The organism is Pseudomonas citronellolis, assembly GCF_001586155.1.
Lineage (GTDB): Bacteria > Pseudomonadota > Gammaproteobacteria > Pseudomonadales > Pseudomonadaceae > Pseudomonas > Pseudomonas citronellolis.
The window spans coordinates 4,982,926-5,007,667 of sequence record NZ_CP014158.1; the positions used below are offsets into that span (position 1 = coordinate 4,982,926).

Annotated in this window: 24 protein-coding genes; 10 read left to right on the plus strand and 14 right to left on the minus strand. The window is 67.6% G+C overall.

Annotated elements, in window-relative coordinates; translation table 11 throughout:
• Positions 1–50 precede the first annotated feature (50 nt).
• Together PcP3B5_RS21640 and PcP3B5_RS21645 are read right to left on the minus strand one after the other, a co-directional pair.
• Positions 51–1,232: a vWA domain-containing protein gene (locus PcP3B5_RS21640; protein WP_009623572.1), complete on the minus strand. Its 1,182-nt coding sequence runs from the start codon at positions 1,230–1,232 to the stop codon at positions 51–53.
• Positions 1,233–1,402: 170 nt separating this feature from the next.
• Positions 1,403–2,248, minus strand: coding sequence for an AAA family ATPase (locus PcP3B5_RS21645; protein WP_058072841.1), 846 nt, complete (start codon positions 2,246–2,248; stop codon positions 1,403–1,405).
• 284 nt (positions 2,249–2,532) lie between these two features.
• Between PcP3B5_RS21645 and cysK the strand changes: the two genes are divergently transcribed.
• The 3 genes from cysK (at position 2,533) to aceK (ending at position 6,638) form a co-directional block, all read left to right on the plus strand.
• Positions 2,533–3,507: a cysteine synthase A gene (gene cysK / locus PcP3B5_RS21650; RefSeq protein ID WP_009623576.1), complete on the plus strand. Its 975-nt coding sequence runs from the start codon at positions 2,533–2,535 to the stop codon at positions 3,505–3,507.
• Positions 3,508–3,681: 174 nt separating this feature from the next.
• The gene (locus PcP3B5_RS21655) at positions 3,682–4,779 is read left to right on the plus strand and encodes a polyamine ABC transporter substrate-binding protein (protein ID WP_061562375.1); all 1,098 of its coding nucleotides are present in this window, start codon (positions 3,682–3,684) and stop codon (positions 4,777–4,779) included.
• 125 nt (positions 4,780–4,904) lie between these two features.
• Entirely contained in the window at positions 4,905–6,638 is a 1,734-nt protein-coding gene (aceK, locus tag PcP3B5_RS21660; RefSeq protein ID WP_420820174.1) for a bifunctional isocitrate dehydrogenase kinase/phosphatase, read from the plus strand.
• Positions 6,639–6,843: 205 nt separating this feature from the next.
• Here the strand turns inward: aceK and PcP3B5_RS21665 are convergent, their stop codons facing one another.
• Positions 6,844–7,797, minus strand: a complete 954-nt coding sequence (locus tag PcP3B5_RS21665) for a GlxA family transcriptional regulator (protein ID WP_061562377.1) — start codon at positions 7,795–7,797, stop codon at positions 6,844–6,846.
• A 121-nt stretch (positions 7,798–7,918) separates the two neighbouring features.
• On the opposite strand from PcP3B5_RS21665, the gene PcP3B5_RS21670 reads away from it, so the two are divergent.
• Positions 7,919–8,548 (plus strand): cysteine hydrolase family protein, encoded by a 630-nt coding sequence (locus PcP3B5_RS21670; protein ID WP_009623584.1) that lies wholly within the window; start codon positions 7,919–7,921, stop codon positions 8,546–8,548.
• 133 nt (positions 8,549–8,681) lie between these two features.
• On the opposite strand, the gene PcP3B5_RS21675 is transcribed toward PcP3B5_RS21670, so the two are convergent.
• The 3 genes from PcP3B5_RS21675 to PcP3B5_RS21685 all read right to left on the minus strand — a co-directional run bounded on the left by PcP3B5_RS21675 (position 8,682) and on the right by PcP3B5_RS21685 (position 10,641).
• Complete coding sequence (locus PcP3B5_RS21675; protein WP_009623586.1) at positions 8,682–9,206, minus strand: DUF2937 family protein; 525 nt, start codon at positions 9,204–9,206, stop codon at positions 8,682–8,684.
• 13 nt (positions 9,207–9,219) lie between these two features.
• On the minus strand, positions 9,220–9,993 hold the full coding sequence (locus PcP3B5_RS21680) for a class II glutamine amidotransferase (RefSeq protein WP_009623588.1): 774 nt from the start codon (positions 9,991–9,993) through the stop codon (positions 9,220–9,222).
• Positions 9,994–10,164: 171 nt separating this feature from the next.
• The gene (locus PcP3B5_RS21685) at positions 10,165–10,641 is read right to left on the minus strand and encodes a hypothetical protein (RefSeq protein WP_009623590.1); all 477 of its coding nucleotides are present in this window, start codon (positions 10,639–10,641) and stop codon (positions 10,165–10,167) included.
• A 98-nt stretch (positions 10,642–10,739) separates the two neighbouring features.
• Between PcP3B5_RS21685 and PcP3B5_RS21690 the strand changes: the two genes are divergently transcribed.
• Entirely contained in the window at positions 10,740–12,800 is a 2,061-nt protein-coding gene (locus PcP3B5_RS21690) for a S9 family peptidase (protein WP_061562378.1), read from the plus strand.
• A 454-nt stretch (positions 12,801–13,254) separates the two neighbouring features.
• On the opposite strand, the gene PcP3B5_RS21695 is transcribed toward PcP3B5_RS21690, so the two are convergent.
• The gene (locus PcP3B5_RS21695) at positions 13,255–13,704 is read right to left on the minus strand and encodes a YcgN family cysteine cluster protein (protein WP_009623592.1); all 450 of its coding nucleotides are present in this window, start codon (positions 13,702–13,704) and stop codon (positions 13,255–13,257) included.
• A 211-nt stretch (positions 13,705–13,915) separates the two neighbouring features.
• On the opposite strand from PcP3B5_RS21695, the gene PcP3B5_RS21700 reads away from it, so the two are divergent.
• Positions 13,916–14,509 carry a nitroreductase family protein gene (locus PcP3B5_RS21700; protein WP_058072850.1) on the plus strand — a complete coding sequence of 198 codons (594 nt, stop codon included), beginning with the start codon at positions 13,916–13,918 and terminating at the stop codon, positions 14,507–14,509.
• A 32-nt stretch (positions 14,510–14,541) separates the two neighbouring features.
• Here the strand turns inward: PcP3B5_RS21700 and PcP3B5_RS21705 are convergent, their stop codons facing one another.
• The 3 genes from PcP3B5_RS21705 to rnd all read right to left on the minus strand — a co-directional run bounded on the left by PcP3B5_RS21705 (position 14,542) and on the right by rnd (position 17,132).
• On the minus strand, positions 14,542–15,474 hold the full coding sequence (locus tag PcP3B5_RS21705) for a D-2-hydroxyacid dehydrogenase (RefSeq protein ID WP_009623594.1): 933 nt from the start codon (positions 15,472–15,474) through the stop codon (positions 14,542–14,544).
• A gap of 228 nt (positions 15,475–15,702) precedes the next feature.
• On the minus strand, positions 15,703–15,996 hold the full coding sequence (locus PcP3B5_RS21710; protein WP_043312776.1) for a YcgL domain-containing protein: 294 nt from the start codon (positions 15,994–15,996) through the stop codon (positions 15,703–15,705).
• Positions 15,993–17,132 carry a ribonuclease D gene (gene rnd / locus PcP3B5_RS21715; protein ID WP_061562379.1) on the minus strand — a complete coding sequence of 380 codons (1,140 nt, stop codon included), beginning with the start codon at positions 17,130–17,132 and terminating at the stop codon, positions 15,993–15,995. Before rnd ends, PcP3B5_RS21710 begins: the two co-directional genes overlap by 4 nt.
• A 134-nt stretch (positions 17,133–17,266) precedes the next feature.
• Between rnd and PcP3B5_RS21720 the strand changes: the two genes are divergently transcribed.
• Positions 17,267–18,325: an SMP-30/gluconolactonase/LRE family protein gene (locus tag PcP3B5_RS21720; protein ID WP_061563322.1), complete on the plus strand. Its 1,059-nt coding sequence runs from the start codon at positions 17,267–17,269 to the stop codon at positions 18,323–18,325.
• A 6-nt stretch (positions 18,326–18,331) separates the two neighbouring features.
• On the opposite strand, the gene PcP3B5_RS21725 is transcribed toward PcP3B5_RS21720, so the two are convergent.
• Positions 18,332–19,129, minus strand: coding sequence for a lysophospholipid acyltransferase family protein (locus PcP3B5_RS21725; protein ID WP_061562380.1), 798 nt, complete (start codon positions 19,127–19,129; stop codon positions 18,332–18,334).
• 106 nt (positions 19,130–19,235) lie between these two features.
• Here PcP3B5_RS21725 and PcP3B5_RS21730 point away from each other — a divergent pair, with 106 nt between their 5' ends.
• The 3 genes from PcP3B5_RS21730 to PcP3B5_RS21740 all read left to right on the plus strand — a co-directional run bounded on the left by PcP3B5_RS21730 (position 19,236) and on the right by PcP3B5_RS21740 (position 22,273).
• Complete coding sequence (locus PcP3B5_RS21730) at positions 19,236–20,090, plus strand: sulfurtransferase (RefSeq protein ID WP_061562381.1); 855 nt, start codon at positions 19,236–19,238, stop codon at positions 20,088–20,090.
• Positions 20,091–20,340: 250 nt separating this feature from the next.
• A complete protein-coding gene (locus PcP3B5_RS21735) occupies positions 20,341–20,820 on the plus strand; it encodes a hypothetical protein (RefSeq protein WP_009623606.1) in 480 nt (159 codons plus the stop codon).
• Positions 20,821–20,995: 175 nt separating this feature from the next.
• Positions 20,996–22,273 carry an outer membrane protein transport protein gene (locus tag PcP3B5_RS21740; protein ID WP_061562382.1) on the plus strand — a complete coding sequence of 426 codons (1,278 nt, stop codon included), beginning with the start codon at positions 20,996–20,998 and terminating at the stop codon, positions 22,271–22,273.
• A gap of 518 nt (positions 22,274–22,791) precedes the next feature.
• Here PcP3B5_RS21740 and PcP3B5_RS21745 read toward each other — a convergent pair.
• From PcP3B5_RS21745 to PcP3B5_RS21750, 3 genes are read right to left on the minus strand one after another with little or no spacing between them, the layout of a single operon-like run.
• Complete coding sequence (locus tag PcP3B5_RS21745; protein WP_009623611.1) at positions 22,792–23,346, minus strand: glutathione peroxidase; 555 nt, start codon at positions 23,344–23,346, stop codon at positions 22,792–22,794.
• Between the two features lie 58 nt (positions 23,347–23,404).
• Positions 23,405–23,527 carry a hypothetical protein gene (locus PcP3B5_RS32350; RefSeq protein ID WP_024128567.1) on the minus strand — a complete coding sequence of 41 codons (123 nt, stop codon included), beginning with the start codon at positions 23,525–23,527 and terminating at the stop codon, positions 23,405–23,407.
• A complete protein-coding gene (locus PcP3B5_RS21750) occupies positions 23,524–24,720 on the minus strand; it encodes an MFS transporter (RefSeq protein ID WP_099049125.1) in 1,197 nt (398 codons plus the stop codon). Before PcP3B5_RS21750 ends, PcP3B5_RS32350 begins: the two co-directional genes overlap by 4 nt.
• Between the last annotated feature and the right edge of the window lie 22 nt (positions 24,721–24,742).

Here is a 24,742-nt window from a genome sequence, read left to right on the forward strand (position 1 = left end):
GCGCAGGGCGCGCTCCTACAGGGGAGCGCGATGGTTGGCGCAGAGCGGACTCAACCGCGCGAAAGGAAGCGCATCCCCTCTTCCAGCCCGCGCAGGGTCAGCGGGTACATCTGGTCCTTCACCAGTTCGCGCACCAGGTTGGTGGAGGCGGTGTAGTTCCAGGTGTCCTTCGGGTACGGGTTGATCCAGATGAGCTTCTTGTACTTCTCCATGAAGCGCTGCATCCACACGTAGCCGGCTTCCTCGTTCCAGTGCTCGACGCTGCCGCCGGCCTGGGTGATCTCGTAGGGCGCCATGGCCGCGTCGCCGACGAACACTACCTTGTAGTCCGGCCCGTACTTGTGCAGCAGGTCGAAGGTGGCGGTGCGTTCGCTGGTGCGGCGCAGGTTGTTCTTCCACACCGACTCGTAGATGAAGTTGTGGAAGTAGAAATATTCCAGGTGCTTGAACTCGGTCTTGCAGGCCGAGAACAGCTCCTCGCAGACCTTCACGTGGGCGTCCATGGAGCCGCCGATGTCCAGCAGCAGCAGGAGCTTCACGGTGTTGCGCCGCTCCGGGCGCATCTGGATGTTGAGCAGCCCGGCGTCCTTGGCCGTGTGGTCGATGGTGCCATCGATGTCCAGTTCTTCCGCCGCGCCCTCGCGGGCGAACTTGCGCAGGCGGCGCAGGGCGATCTTGATGTTGCGCGTGCCCAGCTCGACCTGGTCGTCGAGGTTCTTGTACTCGCGCTGGTCCCACACCTTGGCCGCCTTGCCCTGGCGCTTGCCGGCATCGCCCACGCGGATGCCCTCGGGGTTGAAGCCGCCGGAGCCGAACGGACTGGTGCCGCCGGTGCCGATCCACTTGTTGCCGCCGGCGTGGCGTTCCTTCTGCTCCTCAAGGCGCTTCTTGAACTCCTCGATGAGCTTGTCCAGGCCGCCGAGGGACTGGATCTGCGCGCGCTCCTCGTCGGTCAGCAGGCGTTCGAACTCCTTGCGCAGCCACTCCTCGGGGATCAGCGCCTTGAGATGGTCGTCGAGCTTCTCCAGGCCCTTGAAGTAGGCGCCGAAAGCCCGGTCGAACTTATCGAAATGGCGCTCGTCCTTCACCATGATGGTGCGGGCGAGGTAGTAGAACTCGTCCATGTCGGCGAACACCACGCGCTGCTGGAGCGCGTTGATCAGGTCCAGCAGCTCGCGCACCGACACCGGCACCTTGGCCGCGCGCATTTCGTTGAACAGGTTGAGCAGCATGGCTGCACCCTCGTGTATTCGTTGACACCCAAAATCGTTCCAGGGGCGGCGAGCTAGAGCCAGGCAAGGCGGGGGCAGGCGAGGAAGCGGAGTTTACGACTGTAAATGAGCATCCCTCGCCTGCCCCCAACGCAGCATGGCCGACGCGCAGCCGTCCCTGGGGCGATTTTTCAGCGGCTGGCGCGGCGGCTCATGAACGCCAGGCGCTCGAGCAGTTGCACGTCCTGCTCGTTCTTCACCAGGGCGCCGGCCAGCGGCGGGATGGCCTTGGTCGGGTCGCGCTCGCGCAGCACCGCCTCGCCGATGTCGTCGGCCATCAGCAGCTTCAGCCAGTCGACCAGTTCGCTGGTGGAGGGCTTCTTCTTCAGGCCCGGCACCTTGCGCACGTCGAAGAAGATGTCCAGCGCCTCGCTGACCAGCGAGGCCTTGATGCCCGGGTAGTGCACGTCGACGATCTTCTGCAGCGTCTCGCGGTCGGGGAAGGCGATGTAGTGGAAGAAGCAGCGGCGCAGGAAGGCGTCCGGCAGCTCCTTCTCGTTGTTCGAGGTGATGATGATGATCGGCCGCTGTTTCGCCTTGATGGTCTCGTTGGTCTCGTAGACGTAGAACTCCATCTTGTCGAGTTCCTGCAGCAGGTCGTTGGGGAACTCGATGTCGGCCTTGTCGATCTCGTCGATCAGCAGGATGACGCGCTCGTCGGCCTCGAAGGCCTCCCAGAGCTTGCCCTTCTTGATGTAGTTGCGCACGTCGTGGACCTTGTCCACGCCCAGCTGCGAGTCGCGCAGGCGGCTCACCGCGTCGTACTCGTAGAGGCCCTGGTGGGCCTTGGTGGTGGACTTGATGTGCCAGGTGATCAGCTTGGCGCCGAAGGCTTCGGCCAGCTGCTCGGCGAGCATGGTCTTGCCGGTGCCCGGCTCGCCCTTCACCAGCAGCGGGCGCTGCAGGGTGATGGAGGCGTTGACCGCCAGCTTGAGGTCGTCGGTGGCGACGTAGGACTGGGTGCCTTCGAACTTCATCGGGGAATCCTCGAACGGTATCGGCCGGGCCGCTGCCCGGGCTGCAGGAACTGGGAGACAGACTGCGACTATACCGCGCAGCTCCGTCGACTGTGAACGCAGGCATGGCATTCAGTCACTGAATGCACGGCCATTCATCCATTCGTCGAAGGCTACCGGCGCGTACCACCCTCTCACCGGGGCCGCCGCCCTGGAGCCGACCTTTCCGACGGTTTCACGGCTTTACGGCCAGGGCGCCGGGGAATAGGCTGGTGGGTCAGCATCGATCCACAAGGACACCCATCATGAGCCGCATCTTCGCAGACAACGCGCAGTCCATCGGCAACACGCCGCTGGTCCAGATCAACCGCCTGGCCCCGCGCGGCGTCACCATCCTGGCCAAGATCGAGGGCCGCAACCCCGGCTACTCGGTGAAGTGCCGCATCGGCGCCAACATGATCTGGGATGCCGAATCCAGCGGCCGCCTGAAGCCGGGCATGACCATCGTCGAGCCGACCTCGGGCAACACCGGCATCGGCCTGGCCTTCGTCGCCGCCGCGCGCGGCTACAAGCTGGTGCTGACCATGCCTTCGTCGATGAGCCTGGAACGGCGCAAGGTGCTCAAGGCCCTGGGCGCCGAGCTGGTCCTCACCGAACCGGCCAAGGGCATGAAGGGCGCCATCGCCAAGGCCGAGGAACTGGTGGCCAGCGACCCGGCCCAGTACTTCATGCCGGCGCAGTTCGACAACCCGGCCAACCCGGCGATCCACGAGAAGACCACCGGCCCGGAAATCTGGAACGACACCGACGGCGCGGTGGACGTGCTGGTGGCCGGCGTCGGCACCGGCGGCACCCTCACCGGCGTGTCGCGCTTCATCAAGAACACCAAGGGCAAGCCGATCCTCTCGGTGGCCGTGGAGCCGACCAGCTCACCGGTGATCAGCCAGACCCTCGCCGGCGAAGAGGTCAAGCCCTCGCCGCACAAGATCCAGGGCATCGGCGCCGGCTTCGTGCCGAAGAACCTCGACCTGGCCATGGTCGACCGCGTCGAGCTGGTCGGCGACGACGAGGCCCGCAGCATGGCCCAGCGCCTGATGCACGAGGAAGGCATCCTCTGCGGCATCTCCTGCGGCGCCGCCATGGCCGCCGCCGTGCGCCTGGCCGAGGAGCCGGCCATGCAGGGCAAGACCATCGTGGTCATCCTCCCCGACTCGGCCGAGCGCTACCTGTCGAGCATGCTCTTCGAAGGCGTGTTCGACGAGCAGGAAATGGTGCAGTAAGCCCCCCGCGCCGCCCCACTGCGGGGCGGCGCCCCGCGCGGCGGCCCTTTGCCACTGTCTGCGGACCCGCGGGCAACCGCGCCCCCTCCAAATCCTCCGGCAATCCGGTTATTCCTTGAGCAGCCGCGGCCCCACCCCGGCCGCGCCACTACCGTTTGCCGTCAGGAAACAACAATGAAAACGACCGCACCGCTGTCCAGTGCCCTAGCGCTTTCCCTCACCCTGGGCGTCGCCGCCGGCGCCCAGGCCGAGTCCCTGAAGATCTACAACTGGTCCGACTACATCGCCCCCGACACCGTCGCCAACTTCAGCAAGGAAACCGGCATCCAGACCACCTACGACGTCTACGACAGCAACGAGACGCTGGACGGCAAGCTGATGACCGGCAAGTCCGGCTACGACATCGTGGTGCCCTCCAACCACTTCATGGCCAAGCAGATCCAGGCCGGCGCCCTGAAGAAGCTGGACAAGAGCCAACTGCCCAACTGGAAGAACCTCAACCCGGTGCTGATGAAGGCCCTGGAGGTCAACGACCCGGGCAACCAGTACGGCTTCCCCTACCTGTGGGGCACCACCGGCATCGGCTACAACCCGGCCAAGATCAAGGAAGTGCTGGGCGCAGACGCACCGCTGGACTCCTGGGACCTGTTCTTCAAGCCCGAATACATGCAGAAGCTGGCCAAGTGCGGCGTCGCCGTGCTGGACAACGGCCCCGAGCTGCTGCCCATCGCCCTGAACTACCTGGGCCTGCCGCACCACAGCCAGAACCCCGAGGACTACAAGAAGGCCGAGGAAGCGCTGATGAAGGTTCGCCCCTACATCGCCTACTTCCACTCCTCGAAGTACGTCAGCGACCTGGCCAACGGCAACATCTGCGTGGCCGTCGGCTTCTCCGGCGACATCCTGCAGGCGGCCACCCGCGCCAAGGAAGCCAGGAACGGCATCGAGATCCACTACTCCACGCCCAGGGAAGGCTCGCCGCTGTGGTTCGACATGATCGCCATGCCGGCCGACGCGCCCGACGAGAAGGCCGCCTACGCCTTCATGAACTACCTGCTGCGCCCGGAGGTAATGGCCGGCATCAGCAACTACGTGCACTACGCCAACGGCAACCTGGCCGCCGAACCGCTGGTGGACGCGGCGATCAAGGCCGACCCGGCGATCTACCCGCCGCAGGACAAGATGGCCAAGCTGTTCGCCCTGCAATCCATGCCGATGAAGATCGACCGCCTGCGCACGCGCATCTGGACCAACGTCAAGACCGGCAAGTAAGCCTCCGCACGAGGTACTGAACGAACGGGGGCGGCGACGCCCCCGCTTCCTGACCGGCCGGTCGGCCGTGTCGCTTTCGCCGCCCCCCGAGTCTGGCTAAGCTCGCTGCACATCCCATGAACGAGATGCGCCCCATGAGCCATGCCCAGATCGCGCAGACCATCCTCGACGGCTTCGACGTCTACCGCGAGCGCTTCAAGCAGATCACCGACGGCGCCCAGGCGCGCTTCGAGCAGGCGCAGTGGCAGGAGATCCAGCGGACCTCGGCCGAGCGCATCGACCTCTACGAGGAAAAGGTCGCCGAGACCGTGGCGCGGGTCGGCAGCCGCTTCAGCCCGGCGGAGCTGCTGGACGTGGAGCGCTGGCCACTGATCAAGAGCGCCTACATCGCCCTGATCGACCCGCGCAACGACGACGAGCTGGCGGAAACCTGGTTCAACTCGATCTTCTGCGGCCTGTTCAGCCACGACAACATCAGCGACGGCACCATGTTCGTGCACACCACGCGGCCGTCGCTGCGGCCCCATGCGCGCGACCCGCACACCCGCCTCTACCGGCCCCGGGGCAACCTGCGCCAGGCGCTGCAGCAGATCTTCGCCGACTACCGCTTCCAGGTGCCCTACGAGGATGCCGAAGGCGACCTGGCGCGCCTGGACGCCCTGCTGCACAGCAACCTGCCGGACTGGGTGTGCAAGGACCCGGAGCTGGCCCTGGAGCTGATCGGCTCGGTGTTCTACCGCAACAAGGGCGCCTACCTGGTAGGCCGCCTGTTCACCCCCGACGAGCAGTGGCCGCTGGTGTTCCCGCTGATCCACCGCGAGGGCCGCGGCATCCGCTTCGACACCGTGATCACCGACGAGGCGGAGGTGTCGATCATCTTCTCCTTCACCCGCTCCTACTTCATGGTCGACGTGCCGGTGCCGGCGGAGCTGGTGGCCTTCCTCAAGCGCCTGCTGCCGGGCAAGCACATCGCCGAGCTGTACACCTCCATCGGCTTCTACAAGCAGGGCAAGAGCGAGTTCTACCGCGCCCTGATCAACCACCTGGCGAGCACCGACGACCGCTTCGTCATGGCCCCCGGCGTGCGCGGCATGGTGATGAGCGTGTTCACCCTGCCCGGCTTCAACACCGTGTTCAAGATCATCAAGGACAACTTCAACCCGGCCAAGACCGTAGACCACGCCACCGTGGTGCAGAAGTACCAACTGGTAAAGAACCACGACCGCGTCGGCCGCCTGGCCGACACCCAGCAGTTCGCCGACTTCCGCTTCCCGGTGGCCAAGTTCGAGCCCGAGTGCCTGGCCGAACTGCTGCAGGTGGCGCCTTCCACGGTGGTGATGGAGGGCGACGTGGTGCTGATCCGCCACTGCTGGACCGAGCGCCGCATGACCCCGCTGAACCTCTACCTGGAGCACGCCACCGAGGCCCAGGTGCACGAGGCGCTGTACGACTACGGCCTGGCCATCAAGCAGCTGGCGGCGGCGAACATCTTCCCCGGCGACATGCTGCTGAAGAACTTCGGCGTCACCCGCCACGGCCGCGTGGTGTTCTATGACTACGACGAGATCAGCTACCTCACCGAGGTGAACTTCCGCCACATCCCGCCGCCGCGCTACGAGGAGGACGAGATGTCTTCCGAGCCCTGGTATTCGGTGGGGCCGATGGATGTGTTTCCCGAGGAGTTTCCGCGCTTCCTGTTCGTCGACCTGAAGCTGCGTCGGTTGTTCGCCAAGTTGCATGGCGATCTCTATGACGCGGATTACTGGAAGGGGCTGCAGGCGCAGATACGGGCGGGCAAGGTGATAGACGTGTTCCCCTATCGGCGTAATGAGTTGCCGGAGAAGGCTTTGGCGGAGTAGGAACCTTCCCTGGAAATCCGTAGGGCGGATAACCCCGCCAAATCGCGGACAGAGTCCGCTTGCGCCGAGGTGCTCTTCGCAGGATGGGTTGAGCGTGCGACACCCATGCTGCCGTGGTGATGGGTATCGCTTCGCTCAACGCCATCCTACGAAAAGCCGTGCTTCCCTGTAACCGTAGATTTCCCGGCCGCGCCGGGGCCCCCGCTCACCCCCGAAACGCCTGCCGATAGGCACTCGGCGACACCCCCAGCGCCGCGCTGAAATGCTGCCGCAACGAAGCCACCGAACCGAACCCCGCCAGCGCCGCCACCTCCGGGATCGGCTGTTCGGTAGACTCCAGCAGCCGCTGCGCCAGGGCCAGGCGTTCGCCGCGCAGCCAGTCGCCCAGGGTGCTGCCGGTGAGCTGGCGGAAGTGCCGGCTGAAGCTGCGCCGGCTCATCAGCGCGCGTTCGGCCAGGCTGTCCAGGTCGTGGGGCTGGTCGAGGCGTTCGCGTACCCAGTCGAGCAGGCCGGAAAGGCGGTTGTCCCGCGCCGTGGCCGGCAGCGGCTGTTCGATGAACTGGGCCTGGCCGCCCTGGCGGTGCGGCGCCACCACCAGGCGGCGGGCCTGCTGGTTGCTCAGGCCAGCGCCGCAGCGCTGGCGCAGCAGGTGCAGGCAGCAGTCGATGCCGGCCACGGTGCCGGCGGAGGTGAGGATCGGGCCATCGTCGACGTAGAGCACGTCCGGCTCCACCCGCACCTGGGGATAACGCTGGGTGAAATAGTCCGCCCACAGCCAATGGGTGGTGGCCCGGCGGCCGTCCAACAGACCGGCCTCGGCCAGCACAAAGGCGCCCAGGCACAGGCCCACCAGTTGCGCACCGCGCGCATGCGCAGCCACCAGGGCGTCGAGCAGGGCCTGCGGCGGGCGCTCCGCCGGCTCGCGCCAGCTCGGCACTATCAGGGTATCGGCGGTTTCCAGCGCCTCCAGGCCGTGGCGCGTATCGATGGCGAAGCCGGCCGTGGTGTTCAGCGGCCCCGGCTCGGCGGCGCAGACCTGCAATTCGAAGTGCGTGCGCGTCCCGCCCGGGTCGCCCTCGCCGAACACCAGGCAGGGCACCGAGAGGTGGAAGGGGCTGATCTGGTCGAAGGCCACCACGGCCACGCGATGGGTTTCCATGGGCATCATCCGGGCAAGGCTTTGGCCCGATTCTAGCGAAAGCTGTCTTGCGGGCCACTCACGCCGACCGCCGGCCCCTGCGCAGAATGGCCCCATCCCCACTCCAGCGGAGACACCCAGCATGAGCAACGCCCCGAAACGCGCCCTGATCGTCATCGACGTGCAGAACGAATACTTCAGCGGCAACCTGCGCATCGAATACCCGCCGGTCGGCGACTCGCTGCCGAACATCCTGCGCGCCATGGACGCCGCCCACGCCGCCGGCATCCCGGTGGTGGTGGTGCGCCACCAGGCCCCGGCCGGCGCGCCCATCTTCGCCCCCGGCAGCCACGGCGTGGAACTGCACCCGCAGGTGGCCGAGCGCCCCCGCGACCTGCTGCTGGACAAGAGCAAGGCCAGCGCCCTCAGCGACACCGGGCTGGGCGACTGGCTGCGCGAACGCGGCGTCGACACCCTGACGATCGTTGGCTACATGACGCACAACTGCGACGACTCCACCGCCCGCCAGGCCGCCCACGAAGGCTGGCAGGTGGAATTCCTCGACGACGCCAGCGGCTCGCTGCCCTACGCCAATAGCGCGGGCGCGGCCACTGCCGAGGAAATCCACCGGGTGTTCAGCGTGGTGCTGCATTCGTCGTTCGCCGCGGTGGCCAGCACCGCCGACTGGCTGGCGGCGGTGGCAAGCGGCAAGGCCCTGGAGCGCGACAACATCTACGCCTCCAACCAGCGGGCCATCAACGCCCGCGGTTAGGAAAATGGCGGATAACGCCGTGGCGTTATCCGCCCTACGCGAGGACCATCATGGACGTAGGGCGAATAACCGTTCGCGGTTATCCGCCGCCTGACCGCCCTCCCCGTCCCGCACGGCGTCCAACCGGCCCTCATCAGCTCCAATGCCGCCGCGCGACGTTGCGGTTGTCCCCCAGCCCCGCCAGCGCCCCGACCGAAACGATCAGCAGCTCGACGATCCAGGCCAGCAGCAAACCGCCGCCCAGGGCCCAACCGATCGCCTCCGGCGCCAGCACCACCTGGTAGCTGTAGCCGTCGAGGGTCTCCTGCAGCAGCTCGCGGTTCGGCGCGCTCAGCAGGTGCCAGGCGCGGGCGTACCAGGGGCCCTGCAGGGCCTGCCATTCGTTGTCGAACAGCTTGGCGCGGCGCAGCAGGCGCTCGACGTTATCGCCGTCGCGCTGGAACACCGGGTCCGGGCTGCCGCGGTAGTGCGCCACCAGGGCGTCGAGGTCGCCCTGGAAGTACTGCCCGGCGGTGTTGCGATAGCCCTCCAGGGCCTGCAGGGCCTCCTGGCGGTGGGCGTCGACGCGAATCGAATAGTCCTTGATGAAACCCGGCACCTGCACCCCGACCAGCAGGCCGAGGGCGAAAAGCACCAGGCGGATGTAGCTGCGCAACATGGGAGTCCCCCTCTCAGACGCGGCCCTGGTCGAGAATCTCGCCGCGCCACCAGAGCATCCACTCGCCGCTCTGCTGCACCGACCAGTGCTCGTTGTCGGTCAGCGGCTCGGTGGCGATCACCGTGACCACGTCGTTGGGCGTGGTCTCGGACTGGAAGTCCACGGTCAGGTCGGCGTCCTTCAGCCGCGCCGGGCCGAAGGGCGCGCGGCGGGTAATGTACGCCAGCTTGCTGGAACAGAAGGTGAACAACCAATCACCGTCGCTCAGCAGGCAGTTGAACACGCCCTTCTGCCGGTACTCGGCGCAGGCGCAGACCAGCGTCGGCAGCAGCACCTCCACCGGCACCGGCTCGGGGAAGGCCCGGCGCACGCGGTTGAGCAGGTCGCAGAAGGCCGCCTCGCTATCGGTGTCGCCCACCGGCCGGTACAGCCCCGGCGGCGGCGCGAAGTCGGCCAGTTGGCCGTTGTGCGCGAAGGTCCAGTAGCGCCCGCCCAGCTCGCGCACGAAGGGGTGGGTGTTGGACAGGCAGACCTTGCCGACGTTGGCCTGGCGGATGTGGCCGATCACCGTCTCGCTCTTGATCGGGTAGCGCTGCACCAGGCGCGCCACCTCCGACTCGACGCTGGCGCTCGGGTCCTGGAACAGGCGCACGCCGCGCCCCTCGTAGAAGGCGATACCCCAGCCGTCGCGGTGCGGGCCGGTGCCGCCGCCGCGCTGCATCAGGCCGGTGAAGCTGAAGACGATGTCGGTGGGGACGTTGGCGCTCATGCCGAGCAGTTCGCACATGGTCAGCGCTCCTGTGGCAGGCGGTCGCCCGGCACGCGGTGGAAGGTGAAAGGGGAAATCAGGCGCCGGCCTGGCGTGGAGGTCCTGGGCTGCATTGGGCTCGTTCCGCTACGGCTATGCCGCCATGCTGAACGCCGGATGGGCGCCGCGCAAGGGCGGCGCCGGGCTCGCTCAGAGGCGCGGTTCGATGCGCATGCCGCGGTTGCCATTGCGCTCGTCGGCGCGGCTGTCGTCCACGTCGGGCATCAGCTGCGGCTGCATGAGCTGGCGCATGGTCGGCTCGTTCTCCGCCTCGGCGCGCTGGCGGCGGTTGCGCGCGGCACGCTCGATGGGCCAGCGCACGGCGACGAAGATCAGGTACACGACGAAGGCCGCCAGCAGCACCAGGGCCAGGTCGGAGACCGCGCGCCAGGCGTTGTTGCCCACCTTGAACAGCACGTCCAGGGCGGTGATGGCGATGGCCGGGGCGTATTCGTTGTTGGCCGGGTCGACCGGCGTCGGAGTGAACAACAGCACGAGCACGATCACCCGCAGCGGTTCGCGCAGCCAGCGCCACATCCAGCCGGTCATCAGGAACCAGACGACCAGGAGTCCGAAAGCGGCGAACAGGTAGACGCCCCAGGCGAGTTGATAATCGTGTTCGTTCATGCGCGTGCGTGCGATGGCGGCGGAAGGGGGCTTATGATAGCCGCTTTTCCCCACGGGTGCGCAGCCGGGTGTCACCCCTGCCCCGCCAAGGAGCCGCCATGACCGACCGCCAGCCCCCCGTCGCCCGCCGCGAAGCCGCCGCCGATCCCTACGCCTGGCTGCAGCAGCGCGACAGCGCCGAAGTGCTCGACTACCTCAAGGCGGAAAACGCCTACCTCGAAAGCGAACTGGCCGGCCAGGCCGAGCTGCGCGAGCAGCTGTTCCAGGAGATCAAGGGCCGCATCCGCGAGACCGACCTGTCGCTGCCCTCGCCCTGGGGCCCCTGGCTGTACTACCAGCGCACCACCGCCGGCGACGAATACCCGCGCCACTACCGCTGCCCGCGCCCGGCCGACGACTCGCTGAGCGTGGACGAAAGCGCCGAGCAACTGCTGCTGGACCCCAACGAGCTGGCCGCCGGCGGCTTCCTCTCCCTCGGCGCCTTCAGCATCAGCCCCGACCACTCGCGCCTGGCCTACAGCCTGGACACCAGCGGCGACGAGATCTACCGCCTGTACGTCAAGGACCTGGCCAGCGGCGCCGTGGAGGAACTGCCCTTCGACGACTGCGACGGCAGCATGACCTGGGCCAACGACAGCCGCACCCTGTTCTTCGGCGAGCTGGACGACACCCACCGCCCGCACAAGCTGTACCGCCATACCCTGGGCGAGCCCGGCGCCGAGCAGGTGTTCGAGGAGCGCGACGGGCGCTTCTTCCTGCACTGCTACCGCGCCAGCTCCGAGCGCCAGCTGGTACTACTGCTGGGCAGCAAGACCACCAGCGAGGCCTGGGTGCTGGACGCCGAACAGCCGCGCGGCGAATTCCGCTGCATCGCCCCGCGCCAGGAAGATCACGAGTATCACGTCGACCACGGCCGTCTGGACAATGAGTGGACCTGGTTCATCCGCAGCAACCAGAGCGGCATCAACTTCGCCCTCTACAGTGCCAGAGAAGAGGCGCCCGACCGCGAGCACTGGCGCGAGCTGATCGCCCACCGCGACAGCGTGATGCTCGAAGACATCACCCTCAACCAGGACGCCTTCACCCTCAGCCTGCGCGAGGGTGGCCTGCCGATCGTCGAGGTCCACGCCGCCGGCCAGGCGCCGCGCCGCGTGGAGCTGCCGGACGCGGCCTACAACCTGTACGTGCAGGACAGCCTGGAATTCCACAGCCCGGTCATCCGCCTGCGCTACGAGGCGCTCAACCGCCCGGCGCAGATCCGCCAACTGAGCCTGCTCGACGGCGCCCAAAAGGTGCTCAAGGAAACCCCGGTGGAAGGCCCCTTCGACGCCGACGCCTACGAAAGCCGCCGGCTCTGGGCCAGCAGCGTCGACGGCGTGCAGGTGCCGATCAGCCTGGTGGCGCGCCGCGAGGTGCTGCAGGGCATCGCCGCCGGCCACCCGGCGCCGCTGTACCTGTACGGCTACGGCGCCTACGGGGCGAGCCTCGATCCCTGGTTCTCCCACGCCCGCCTGAGCCTGCTGGAGCGCGGCTTCGTCTTCGCCATCGCCCACGTGCGCGGCGGCGGCGAACTGGGCGAGGCCTGGTACCGCGCCGGCAAGCTGGCCAACAAGCAGAACAGCTTCAGCGACTTCATCGCCTGCGCCGAGCACCTTTGCGCCGAGGGCTACAGCACGCCGCAGCGGACCGTGATCAGCGGCGGTAGCGCCGGCGGCCTGCTGATGGGCGCGGTGCTCAACCAGCGCCCGCAGCAGTTCGCCGCGTGCATCGCCGAGGTGCCCTTCGTCGACGTGCTCAACACCATGCTCGACCCGGACCTGCCGCTGACCGTCACCGAGTACGACGAGTGGGGCAACCCGCAGGAGCACGAGGTGTACGAGCGCATCCGCGCCTACGCGCCCTACGAGAACGTCTGCGCCCAGGACTACCCGGCGCTGCTGGTGGTGGCCGGCTACAACGACAGCCGCGTGCAGTACTGGGAAGCGGCCAAGTGGGTGGCCAAGCTGCGCGCCAGCAAGACCGACGACAACCTGCTGCTGCTCAAGACCGACCTGGGCGCCGGCCACGGCGGCATGAGCGGGCGCTACCAGGGGCTGAAGGACGTGGCCCTGGAATACGCCTTCGTGCTCAAGGTGCTGGGCCTGCTGGAGCCGGCCTGATGCCAGGTGGCATAGAGCCTGTCTGGCGCTGAGCCGGGGTGGGAGAAGAGCCGGTTCGGTGTGTTGCTGTCCGCGTGGTTTCTCTATTCAAGAGCACCCTCACCCCAGCCCTCTCCCGCAAGCGGGAGAGGGGGCTGTTCGTGCCACCGGGGCGTCCGGCGTGGCCGGTGAATCCCATCGCGGACAAGGTCCGCTCCTACGCCCGTGCTTCCTGGAACCGTAAGCGGACCTTGTTCGCGATGGAGCCGCGTCTCGCGTTCGCGGGGAATGACGGGGTTGGGAGGATGACGCCTGACCGACACACCGCTCAGGACAGCCCCCTCTCCCTTCAGGGCGGGGCGCGCAGCCGAGGGTTGGGGAGAGGGAGCGGAGTAACCCCAAAACACCAATGCAGCCGGGAAATGCCATTCGCGAGCAAGCTCGCTCCTACGAAAATCAATTCCCGCCCAGCACCTCACCCCGCCCGGAAGATCAGATGCTCTTCCCAGTCATCCTCAGCCACCACAGTCTCGCTGAGCATCCGCCCCGACTGCGAAATCCGCTCATGATGCACCGCATCGGGATCACCGCAGACCAGGTGATGCCACAACGGCAGGTCCTTGCCCTCGGCCACCAGACGGTAGCCGCAGGTCGGCGGCAGCCAGCGGAACTCATCGGCCTGGGCCGGGGTGAGCTGGATGCAGTCGGGCACGCTGGCGCGGCGGTTGGCGTAGTCGGTGCAACGGCAGGTCTTCAGGTCCAGCAGCTTGCAGGCGATGCGCGTGTAGTAGACGGTGCCGTCGTCCTCGTCCTCGAGCTTCTGCAGGCAGCACAGGCCGCAGCCGTCGCACAGCGACTCCCACTCCTGCTGATCGAGCTGTTCGAGGGTCTTGCGTTTCCAGAAGGGTTCGACTTTGGCGGCCATCGTTTTTCTAGGTAGGGCTTTCACGGGGGCGCCAAGTCTATGCCCAGGCGCCGCGCCGGCCAAGCGCAGGTGACCGCCGGAGCGCTTGCCAGGGGCCGCGCGGCTGGGTAGCTTTCCTCCACCATCAGGCCCGAGCGGGCCGCCGCCTCACCCACGATCCGCGATGCCCAGCCGTCTACGGCACCATCCCCCTTTGCCAGCAGGAGCCGCCATGAGCGCCAATCCCCGCGTTGCCGACTATCCCATCGACCCGCAGTTCATCAATCGCTGGTCGCCCCGCGCCTTCAGTGGCGAGAGCATCCCCGAGGAAACCCTGCTGGGCTTCCTCGAAGCCGCGCGCTGGGCGCCCTCCTCGTTCAACTCGCAGCCCTGGCGCTTCCTCTACGCGCGCCGCGACACGCCGAACTGGCAGCGCTACCTGGACCTGCTGGGCGAGTTCAACCGCGGCTGGGCGCAGAACGCCGCGGCGCTGGTGATAGTGCTGTCCAAGACCACCTTCGCCCCGCCCGGCTCCAGCGAAGAGAAACCGGCGCTCTGGCACACCTTCGACACCGGCGCGGCCTGGGGCTTCCTGGCCCTGCAGGCGAGCCTGGCCGGCTGGCACAGCCACGGCATGGCCGGCTTCGACCGCGAGGCCACCCGCGTCGAGCTGAAGGTGCCGGACGACCACGAGATCCACGCCGCCATCGCCATCGGCAAGCTCGGCGACAAGTCGATCCTCTCGGAAAGCCTGCAGGCGCGCGAAATCCCCAGCCCGCGCCGGCCGCTGGAGCAACTGGCCGCCGAGGGCGATTTCAGCCTGTGAGGGACAGGGCGCCCCGCGCGGGGCGCCCGCTTTCAGTAGCCGCGGGTGAAGTCCACCTCGCCGCGCATGGGCTGCCCGGCCCAGAAGCGCGACAGGTTCTCGCGGAACAGTTCCACCATCGGCCCCGGCAGTGTCGGCGCGGCGGTGTGGCCGGTGAGCAGCAGGCGCGGCGCGCTCCAGAACGGGTGCTGCGGCGGCAGCGGCTCCTGGCGGCAGACATCGATGACGGCGCCAGCCAGGCGGTTGTTTTCCAGGGCGCTGATCAGGTCGGCATCGACCACCGCGACACCGCGCCCGGCGTTGATGAACAGCGTCGAGGGCTTCATCCGCTGGAACAGCGCCAGGTCGAAGATGTCCTGGGTATCCGGGGTGTCGGGCAGCAGGTTGACCACGTAGTCGGCGGTTTCCACCAGACGCGGCAACTCGTCCAGCGCGCCCACCCGCTGGAATGGCTGCAGCGGCCGCGGCGTGCGCGCCACGCCGGTCAGCTCGACGCCGAAGGCCGCCAGCATGTGCGCCACGGCCAGGCCGATTTCGCCGGTGCCCACCAGCAGCACGTGGCGGCCACGCAGGCTGCCGGGGGCGCGGTCGTCCCACTGGCTGCCGACCTGGCTGGCCAGGCGGCCGAGGAACTGGCGTTCGTGGGCCAGCATGTAGGTCAGCAGGTATTCGCTCATCACCTGGCCGAAGATGCCCACCGCGCGGGTCAGGGCATAGTCCTTGGGCAGGTCGTCGGCCAGCAGCGGGGTGATGCCGGCCCAGGTGGACTGCACCCAGACGGGGTGCACGCCCTTGCGCAGCAGTTGCGCCACCAGGTCGGGCTCGCCCAGCCATACCGGGCATTCGGCGGCGGCCTCGACGAGGTTGTCGGGTTTGTCGCCGGATACCACGCTGAGGCCGGGCTCGGCAGCCATGGTCAGCGCGGCGTAGAGGGTGTGTTCGCGATCGAGGATGAGCAGGCGCATGGTCTAGATCGCACCGGGGTGGCAAGGCGTAGGCACGTTGATTGGCATTGTCGTTATCGTCCCTGCATGCAGCGGCGATTTTGTGCGAGTTGAACGAAGGGCCTGTAGACCGGCAGGAAGCCCAGGCGTTCCGCCTGCTCAGGCAATTTCTGACGCAATAATGCTCTTGAGCCTACAACTTGCACAGCAATTTCGTACCAATTCGCGAAAGCGACGGCTTTTCGACGCTTACAACGGATCGTTCATGCGCAGCAACTCTTCGGGCAGGTGCTCGATGTACTCCTCCTCCGCCGGCGGCATCTGCAGGTGGAAACCCTGCTTCTCGATGTTCTCCAGCACCTTGTGGATATCTTCGCGGGCCAGCTTGCGCTCGGGGCTGAGCACCAGGTCGAAGGCGTGCTGCGGCGCGCCGAACGCCGCCAGCAGCGCCTCGGGCACGCGGCTCAGGGCCTCGCGCTTGTCGACGTACAGGTACATCTCGTTCTTGCGCGGGCTCTTGTAGATGGAGCAGATGCGTTTCATGGTTTCTCCGGGGCGGCCAGGCAGTCCAGCAGGGCCTGGCCCATCAGTTCACGGCGCCAGCCCTGCAGGGAATCGGGCAGGCGGTAGGGGCCATCGGGGTAGCCGGTCTTGAGCAGCGCCTCGAGAATCTTCTTGCGCAGCATCAGCTCCGGGGCCATGCCCTGGCGCTCGGCCTCGCGCTGGCCGACCTCGCGCAGTTGCTTGAGCAGCGGCGCCACCTCGCGCGGCAGCGGCTCGGGCAGCGGCTCGGGCCATTGCTCGGCGGGCAGCGCGGCGGCATGGGCGAGCAGCGCCAGCAGGGTGTCGCCGTCCTGGCGCACGGTGCGCGGGTGCATCTCGTCGATGCGCGACAGCGCCAGCTTGTCCTTCGGCTGCAGGCGCGCCAGCGGCCACAGCGTCTGCTCGCGCAGGATGCGGTTGCGCGGCTGGTTGCGCAGGCGCGCCTGTTCCTCGCGCCAGGCGCAGAGTTCACGCAGCACGGCGAGTTGCTGCGGGGCCAGCTTCCAGGCCAGCTTGACGTCGCGCCAGGCCTGGCGCGGGTCGCTGACGCGGGTCTGGTTGGCGACCAGGTCGGCGCCGTCGGCCAGCAGCCAGGCCAGCTTGTGCTCGGGCAGGCGCGGCGCCAGCTTCACGTAGACCTCGGCCAGGTGCTGCACGTCCTCGGCGGCGTAGCGCACCTGCATGTCGGTCAGTGGGCGCTGCAGCCAGTCCGAACGCGTCTCGTCCTTGGGCAGGTCCAGGCCGAGGATTTCCAGCACAAGCTTGGAATAGCCCATGGAATGCGCCATGCCCAGGTAGGCGGCGGCCAGTTGGGTGTCGAACAGCGGCTGCGGCAGGCTGCCGGTCAGGCGCTGGAAGACTTCCAGGTCCTCACCACAGGCATGGAACACCTTGACCACCGAGGACGCCTCCAGCACCTCGGCGAAGGGCGACCAGTCGCGGATCAGCAGCGGGTCGATCAGCCACGTCCGCTCGCCGTCGCCGACCTGCACCAGGCCGGCTTCGGGGTAAAAGGTATCGACGCGCATGAACTCGGTATCGAGTGCCAGGTACGGCCTTTGTTTCCAGTCCCGGCATTGCTGCGCCAGGCTGGCATCGTCGCGGATCCACCGGATATCGAGGGCGCTCACGAACATCTCCTTGCTTCACGTGGAGCGCAGTATATCGGGCTGGATGATGTCCGAGCATTCCGCTTTTGCCTACAAGGCTGTACAGACGCGAACGAAGGCTTATCTTTCCTGCCCCAGGACCCATGACAAGAGCCTTCATGATGAAGAAATTCGCAAGCCTGCTGGTATTGCTGATCGCCGCCGCCGCGGTCTACCTCGCCATCACCCCCAGCCCCATCGACCCCGTGGCCTGGAACCCGCCGCCGGCGCCGCCGATGACCGGCGTGCTGGAACCCAACGACACCCTGATGAAGGCCGAACTGCTCGGCCTGGGCCAGGTGAAGGGCCCGGAAGACACCGCGGTGGACGCCCAGGGCCGCGTCTACGCCGGCCTGGACGACGGCCGCGTAGTGCGCCTGGACAACGGCCAGGTCACGACCTTCGCCGAGACCGGCGGCCGCCCGCTGGGCATGGACTTCGACGCCCAGGGCAACCTGATCGTCGCCGACGCCTGGAAGGGCCTGCTGAAGATCGACGCGCAGGGCAAGATCACGGTGCTCAGCACCGAGGCCGACGGCCTGCCCTTCGCCTTCGCCGACGACCTGGACATCGCCAGCGACGGGCGCATCTACTTCAGCGACGCCTCCAGCCGCTTCCACCAGCCCGACTACATCCTCGACTACCTGGAGACCCGCCCCCACGGCCGCCTGCTGCGCTACGACCCGGCGACCGGCAAGACCGAGACGCTGCTCAAGGACCTGTACTTCGCCAACGGCGTGACGCTGTCGGCCAACGAGGACTTCGTGCTGGTCAACGAGACCTACCGCTACCGCATCGCCCGCTACTGGCTGAAAGGCCCGAAGGCCGGGCAGCAGGACATCTTCATCGACAATCTGCCGGGGCTGCCGGACAACCTCCAGGGCGACCGCAAGGGCACCTTCTGGGTGGCCCTGCCGACGCCGCGCAAGGCCGACGCCGACTTCATCCTCGGCCAGCCCTGGCTCAAGCGCCAGCTGACCAAGCTACCGCGCGCGCTGCTGCCCAAGCCGGTGCCCTATGGCCTGGTCATCGCCGTGGACGAGAACGGCCAGATAGTGCGCAGCCTGCACGACACCAGCGGCCAGCACCTGCGCATGATCACCTCGGCCAAGCCGGTGGGCGACTACCTCTACTTCGGCAGCCTGGAAAACGACCGCATCGGCCGCCTGAAGATTCGCTGAAGCGCCTCAGCCCAGCGCCAGCGGCTCCTCGCGGGCCGCTTCGGCGCATTTCGCGGCGCCCGGCTCCAGCAGTTCCTGCATGCGCCCGCGCACCTCGCCCATCAGGGCATCCAGGCTCTGCCCGTGGAAGGCCGCGGCGTCCACCGGGCAGCCTACCAGCAGGTCCACCGGCTGGCCCAGGTTGAGGTCGAAGGTGCGCGCCGGCAGCACCCGGTGGATGCCGCGGATGGCCACCGGGATGATCACCGCGTCGGTGTCCAGCGCCAGGCGGAAGCAGCCCTTCTTGAACGGCAGCAGGCGCCCGTCGTCCGAGCGGGTGCCTTCCGGCGCCGCCCACAGCACTATGCCGCTCTCCATCATCTGCCGCGCGCGCTGCAGGTCGGCGCGGGCGCGCTGGCTGTTGTGCCGGTCGATGGAGGGGAACTCGGCGGCGCGCATGGCCCGGCCGAGCACCGGGATGCGGTACAGCTCACTCTTGGCCAGCATGCGGATCGAGCCGGGCAGCGCGGCGAAGCTGGCCGGGATGTCGTAGTGGCTGGAATGGTTGCAGAGGATCATGTAGCGCCGCCCGTCGCCGAAGTCCGGCATGGCCCCGTGCACGCTCAGGCGCATACGCACCAGGCGCAGCAGCAGGCCCGACCATTGGCGGGTGTAGCGGTCCACGCGCTCGCGGCGCAGGCGGCCGATGGCGGCCAGGGACAGCACCAGCAGGCTGTAGTAGAGGGTGATCAGGCCGGTCGCCAGAGCGATGGCGCAGACGCGCGCCCGCGAGGCCGCCTGGGTCGCCGGTTGCAGACTGAACATGGGCGAAAACTCCATCGGATCGAAGAAAGCCGCCGCGAACCGGCGTTTTCCGTTGCACAAGCCTTATGATGCGCGAGGAAACCGTCACGACACAGGAACCCGCACGATGTCACTCGCCCGCCTGCTCAGCCCGCAACAACTGGCAGCCCGCCTGGACGAACCCGGCCTGCTGATCCTCGACTGCCGCTTCGCCCTGGACGACCCCGGCTACGGCGCCCGCGTGTTCGCCGAGAACCACATTCCCGGCGCCCAGTACGCCGACCTCGAACGCGACCTCTCGGCCCCGGTGGTCAAGGGCACGACCGGCCGCCACCCGCTGCCCGACGCCGACGCGCTGATCCAGCGCCTGCGCGTCTGGGGCCTGGACAACAGCGACGAAGTGGTGCTCTACGACGACGGCCCCGGCGCCTTCGCCGCCCGCGCCTGGTGGCTGCTGCTGTGGCTGGGCAAGCGCGACGGCGTATACCTGCTCGACGGCGGCATGAACGCCTGGCGCGCCGCCGGCCTGCCGCTGACCACCGCCGAGCCGGCGGTGCCGACGGGCGCCTTCCACGGCGAGCCGGACAACGGCCTGCTGATCGACGCCGGCGAACTCTCGGCGCTGCTGGCCGACCCGCAGCTGCCGCTGATCGACGCCCGCGCCGAGCCGCGCTTCCGCGGCGAGGTGGAGCCCATCGACCCGGTCGCCGGGCACATCCCCGGCGCGCAGTGCGCGGCCTTCACCGATAACCTCGGCAGCGACGGCCGCTTCCTGCCGCCGGCGCAGTTGCACCAGCGCTTCGCCCACCTGCTGCGCGGCCGCCCGGCCCAGGAGCTGGTGGCCTACTGCGGTTCCGGCGTCACCGCCTGCCACAACCTGTTCGCCCTGAGCCTGGCCGGCTATCCCCTGGGCCGTCTCTACGCCGGCTCCTGGAGCGAGTGGATCACCGACCCGCGGCACCCGGTGGCCACCGGCGCCTGACGCGCCGCCCCAGGCCGCATCTGGCGCGGCCTGGGGCTCCTTTCCCGACGCGGTAACCCATTCCCGGTTAATCACATCGAGGAATATGCCTGCGCTGCAGAAAGTCAAAACAATTTAAAAACAGTCCTTTACAGCAGGTTTATCGCACTACACTTCAAATCGAGCGGCTAAGTCCGCTTACGGCGGGGCCCAGGAGAACATCAGAAGCTGCCAAGACGCCCAGCCCCGCCGTTCATTGAGGGACAAGACCATGGGAATCGCCGCCTGCGACCTGCGACAGCACGTCATCCGGCCCACCCTGCTGTACCTGGAACGTCACAGCGGGGCGGCCGAGGCGCTGTTGCTGGGAGCGGCGGCCTGTCAATCGGCGCTTGGCAGCAGCCTGGACAGCGGCCGCGGACACGGCCTTTTCCGCATCGACGAACACCGCCACCAACAACTCTGGGATCGCTACCTGGCCCTGGACCCGAACCTCGCCAGCCGCGTGCGCGGCCTGGCCAGCCAGCACGCCTTCCTCGACGCTCCGCACCTGGAACTGACCGTGAACCTGCGCTACAGCACCGCCATCGCCTGGATGCTGGTGGAATCCCAACGCCTGCCACTGCCCGAAGCCTGCGATCACCTCGGCCAGGCCAGGGTCTGGCGACGGGTCTTCCAGCCCCACGGCCACCTGCGTGATTTCCTCGACGCCTGGCAGGCGTACATCGGCGATTCGCTCCTCGCAGCCTGACCACGATCAATGACCGATCAGTCAACTTTCGTTTACATACATTAACGAAGGGAAAACCTCGCACAAGGACGGTACTTTACGCGCAGATGCCCGATATAGAGCCCCCAGAGGTACTACCAAAGGCCTGGGAATCTTGGTAGCTTGCGCGCCGTTGACCACAGGAGTTGCTCTTACAATGAAAACAACATGGCTCAAAACCACTCTCGCACTGACGATTAGCGCTGCCTCTGCCCAGGCCCTGGCCAACGGCATCGCCATCAACGAACAAAGCGCCAGCGGCGCCGGCACCGCCTACGCGGGCCGTGCCTCCTCCGCGCTCGACGCCAGCACCATCTACGGCAACCCCGCCGGCCTGTCCAAGCTCAAGCGCACCGAAGTCAGCGGCGGCCTGGCCATCGTCGACGCCAAGGACGACATCAGCGGCGCTTCCGGCCCGGGCTCCAACAAGGGCGATTCCGTGCCCCTGGCTGCCGTACCGTTCGGCTACTTCTCCACGCCGATCAACGAAGACTTCACCGTCGGCCTGGGCATCTACGTGCCCTACGGCATCATCAACGACTACGAGAACGGCTTCCAGGGCAGCTACCACGGCTCCTACAGCAAGGTCCAGGTGATCACCGTCCAGCCGACCATCGCCTACAAGATCAACGACAAGGTCTCCGTCGGCTTCGGCCCGACCTTCAACCGCATCGACGGCCAGCTGAAGAACGACCTGGCGACCAATGTGCTCAACGGCGGCAATGGCGACACCCACATCGACATCAAGGGCGACGACACCGCACTGGGCTACAACCTGGGCGTGATGGTCGACCTGACCGACGACACCACCTGGGGCCTGACCTACCACTCCAAGGTCGACTACCACCTGGGCGGCCACACCAAGGTCAAGAACGCCCCTGGCGCCCTGGGCCTGAACGGCAGCTACGACGCCAAGCTGGACATCACCCTGCCGGAGTCCGTGGATACCTCCATCACCCACAAGTTCAACGACAAGTGGACCGGCTACATCGGCGCCGTGTGGACCCGCTGGAGCCGCCTGGAAGCCATCGAAGTGCGCAACAGCGGCGTACCGGCCCTGGGCCAGGCACTGGGCTTCGGCACCATCGGCGAAGACCTGAAGTGGCACGACACCTGGTCCGGCTCGATCGGCGCGTCCTACCAGCTGAACCCGGAATGGGTGCTGCGCGCGGGCTATGCCTACGATCCGTCGCCGACCGACAACGACTACCGCAACGTGCGCATCCCGGTGGGTGATCGTCAGATCGTCACCTTCGGCGCCGGCTGGTCGCCGACCCCGGACCTGACCGTCGACTTCGCCTACGCCTACCTGTGGGAAGACACCGCCAGCGTCAACGTCAAGGACGGCACCGGCATCGGTCTGCAACCGGCCTACAGCGCCAAGTACGACAACAGCGCCAACGGTCTGACCGCGCAAGTGACCTATCGCTTCTGATAGGCACGGGCGCACGGGGAAGAGCCGGGCAGATGCCCTGATGCTGTTTCCTTAAAAAGAATGCCGTTTCTCTCCACGGGGGGGAAACGGCATTTTTTCATTTGGGATGGCGAGCGCGGGACATGGCTCCATCGCGGACAAAGTCCGCTACGACGCCAGGAAAGCACGGGCGCAGGAGCCACTGTCTTGCGCCGAGGTGCTCTTCGTAGGATGGGTTGAGCTTGCGATACCCATGCTGCCGTGGTGATGGGTATCGCTTCGCTCAACGCCATCCTACGAAAAGCCGTGCTTCCTGGAACCGTAGGACTCCGTCCGCGATTGGACTCACCGGCCACGCCGGACACCCCGGCGGCACGGCCAACGGCGGATAACCGCGAACGGTTATCCGCCCTACGAACTTGCTGCATTATCCGCCCACTCCGAACGGCCCCCTCTCCCTCCGGGAGAGGGCTGGGGTGAGGGAGCGGAGCCAGGCTTGGCACCTCCGCTGAACCAAGCATCGTCCGGCTATTCCATCTTCACGGCTGGCTGGCGATGGCCTTCTCGATAGCCGCCTGCAAGGCCGGATCGTCCGGCTTGGTCAGGCTGGGGAACTGCGCCACCACCTTGCCCTGGCGGTCCACCACGTACTTGTAGAAGTTCCAGCGCGGCGCCTGGTCGGCCTGGCGCGCCAGTTCGCGGAACAGCGGGATGGCGTCGTCGCCGCGCACCGGCTGCACCTGGGTCATGTTGAAGGTCACGCCGTAGTTGCCGTAGCAGACCTGGGCGGTCTCGGCGGCGTCGTCGGCCTCCTGCTTGAAGTCGTCCGAGGGCACGCCCAGCACTTCCAGGCCCTGGCCCTTGTAGCGCTGGTAGATCGCCTCCAGGCCCTTGAACTGCGGGGTGAAGCCGCAGTGGCTGGCGGTGTTGACCACCAGCAGCGGCTTGCCGGCGTAGAGCCCGCAAAGGTCGAGGTCGACCTTCGAGCGCAGCTTCTGCAGGTGCCCCTGCTGCGCCAGCAGCGGCGGGCAGTCGGCAGCCTGGGCGGCCAGGGGCAGGCAGCACAGCAGGCCGAGGAACAGGTAGCGGGACATGGCGATTCTCCTTCTTCGATCGAAGGACGCTACTCCCCTGCCCCGCCCGCGGCAATCCTCAGAAGCAATGGCCCAGGCCGGCCTGCAACAACGCCAGGCCGCCATGCCGCCAACCCCACCAGGCAAGACCCAGCAGCGCCGCGGCCAGCACCGCCGCGCCCAGGCGCAGCAGCGGCCTCACGCTACCTCCGCGGCGCCCAGGCGCGCCACCGGGCGCTCGCGCACCGGCCAGTTGAGCAGGCCGGCGAGCAGCGAGAGGAGAATGGCGATCCGCCAGACCAGGTCGTAGTTGCCGGTGTGGTCGTAGACGTAGCCGCCCAGCCAGCCGCCGAGGAAGGCGCCGATCTGGTGGAACAGGAAGGTGATGCCGCCGAGCATCGACAGGTTGCGCACGCCGAACAGGGTGGCCACGGTGCCATTGGTGAGCGGCACCGTGGACAGCCACAGCAGGCCCATGGCGATGCCGAAGGCGTAGGCCGTCCACACCGTCAGCGGCGCCCAGAGGAAGGCCAGGATCACCAGGCCGCGGATCAGGTACAGCCCGGTCAGCAGCTTCGGCTTGCTGAAGCGCCCGCCGAGCCAACCGGCGATGTAAGTGCCGAACACATTGAACAGCCCCACCAGCGCCAGCACCGTGGTGCCGACCGTGGCCGGCAGGTGGCGGTCCACCAGGTAGGCCGGCAGGTGCACGCCGATGAACACCACCTGGAAGCCGCAGACGAAGAAGCCCAGCGACAGCAGCCAGAAACCGGAATGCCCGCAGGCCTCGCGCAGCGCTTCGCCCAGGGATTGTTCATGGGATTGCACCGGCAGCGGCTTGTCGCGCATCAGCCCGGCCAGCGGCACGATCAGCGCCACCAGCAGGCCGAGGGCGAGCAGCGCCGCCGACCAGCCGAGCCAACCGATCAGGCCGAGAGTGCCGGGCAGCATGGCGAACTGGCCGAAGGAGCCGGCGGCGGCGGAAATGCCCATGGCCATGCTGCGCCGCTCCAGCGGTACGGCGCGGCCGACGGCGCCGAGGATGACCGAGAAGGAGGTGCCGGACAGGCCGATGCCGATCAGCAGCCCGGCGGACAGCGACAGGCTGGCGGCGGAATCCGCATAGCCCATCATGACCAGGCCCAGGGCGTACAGCAGGCCGCCCACCAGCACCGCGCGCGCCGCGCCGAAGCGGTCGGCCAGGGCGCCGGTGAAGGGCTGGGCGATGCCCCAGATGAGGTTCTGCAGGGCGATGGCGAAGGCGAACACCTCGCGGCCCCAGCCGAACTCGGCGCTCATGGGCGCGAGGAACAGGCCGAAGCCGTGGCGGACGCCCAGGGACAGGGCCAGGATCAGGGCGCCGGACAGCAGTATCCAGAAACCCGCACGCGACAGCTTGGACATTGTTCTTCTCGCT

Bases quoted from the DNA above. Each gene is read 5' to 3' on its own strand.
- PcP3B5_RS21640 (WP_009623572.1), bottom strand. From the start codon at position 1,232: ATGCTGCTCAACCTGTTCAACGAAATGCGCGCGGCCAAGGTGCCGGTG.
- PcP3B5_RS21645 (WP_058072841.1), bottom strand. From the start codon at position 2,248: ATGAAGTTCGAAGGCACCCAGTCCTACGTCGCCACCGACGACCTCAAG.
- cysK (WP_009623576.1), top strand. From the start codon at position 2,533: ATGAGCCGCATCTTCGCAGACAACGCGCAGTCCATCGGCAACACGCCG.
- PcP3B5_RS21655 (WP_061562375.1), top strand. From the start codon at position 3,682: ATGAAAACGACCGCACCGCTGTCCAGTGCCCTAGCGCTTTCCCTCACC.
- aceK (WP_420820174.1), top strand. From the start codon at position 4,905: ATGCGCCCCATGAGCCATGCCCAGATCGCGCAGACCATCCTCGACGGC.
- PcP3B5_RS21665 (WP_061562377.1), bottom strand. From the start codon at position 7,797: ATGGAAACCCATCGCGTGGCCGTGGTGGCCTTCGACCAGATCAGCCCC.
- PcP3B5_RS21670 (WP_009623584.1), top strand. From the start codon at position 7,919: ATGAGCAACGCCCCGAAACGCGCCCTGATCGTCATCGACGTGCAGAAC.
- PcP3B5_RS21675 (WP_009623586.1), bottom strand. From the start codon at position 9,206: ATGTTGCGCAGCTACATCCGCCTGGTGCTTTTCGCCCTCGGCCTGCTG.
- PcP3B5_RS21680 (WP_009623588.1), bottom strand. From the start codon at position 9,993: ATGTGCGAACTGCTCGGCATGAGCGCCAACGTCCCCACCGACATCGTC.
- PcP3B5_RS21685 (WP_009623590.1), bottom strand. From the start codon at position 10,641: ATGAACGAACACGATTATCAACTCGCCTGGGGCGTCTACCTGTTCGCC.
- PcP3B5_RS21690 (WP_061562378.1), top strand. From the start codon at position 10,740: ATGACCGACCGCCAGCCCCCCGTCGCCCGCCGCGAAGCCGCCGCCGAT.
- PcP3B5_RS21695 (WP_009623592.1), bottom strand. From the start codon at position 13,704: ATGGCCGCCAAAGTCGAACCCTTCTGGAAACGCAAGACCCTCGAACAG.
- PcP3B5_RS21700 (WP_058072850.1), top strand. From the start codon at position 13,916: ATGAGCGCCAATCCCCGCGTTGCCGACTATCCCATCGACCCGCAGTTC.
- PcP3B5_RS21705 (WP_009623594.1), bottom strand. From the start codon at position 15,474: ATGCGCCTGCTCATCCTCGATCGCGAACACACCCTCTACGCCGCGCTG.
- PcP3B5_RS21710 (WP_043312776.1), bottom strand. From the start codon at position 15,996: ATGAAACGCATCTGCTCCATCTACAAGAGCCCGCGCAAGAACGAGATG.
- rnd (WP_061562379.1), bottom strand. From the start codon at position 17,132: ATGTTCGTGAGCGCCCTCGATATCCGGTGGATCCGCGACGATGCCAGC.
- PcP3B5_RS21720 (WP_061563322.1), top strand. From the start codon at position 17,267: ATGAAGAAATTCGCAAGCCTGCTGGTATTGCTGATCGCCGCCGCCGCG.
- PcP3B5_RS21725 (WP_061562380.1), bottom strand. From the start codon at position 19,129: ATGTTCAGTCTGCAACCGGCGACCCAGGCGGCCTCGCGGGCGCGCGTC.
- PcP3B5_RS21730 (WP_061562381.1), top strand. From the start codon at position 19,236: ATGTCACTCGCCCGCCTGCTCAGCCCGCAACAACTGGCAGCCCGCCTG.
- PcP3B5_RS21735 (WP_009623606.1), top strand. From the start codon at position 20,341: ATGGGAATCGCCGCCTGCGACCTGCGACAGCACGTCATCCGGCCCACC.
- PcP3B5_RS21740 (WP_061562382.1), top strand. From the start codon at position 20,996: ATGAAAACAACATGGCTCAAAACCACTCTCGCACTGACGATTAGCGCT.
- PcP3B5_RS21745 (WP_009623611.1), bottom strand. From the start codon at position 23,346: ATGTCCCGCTACCTGTTCCTCGGCCTGCTGTGCTGCCTGCCCCTGGCC.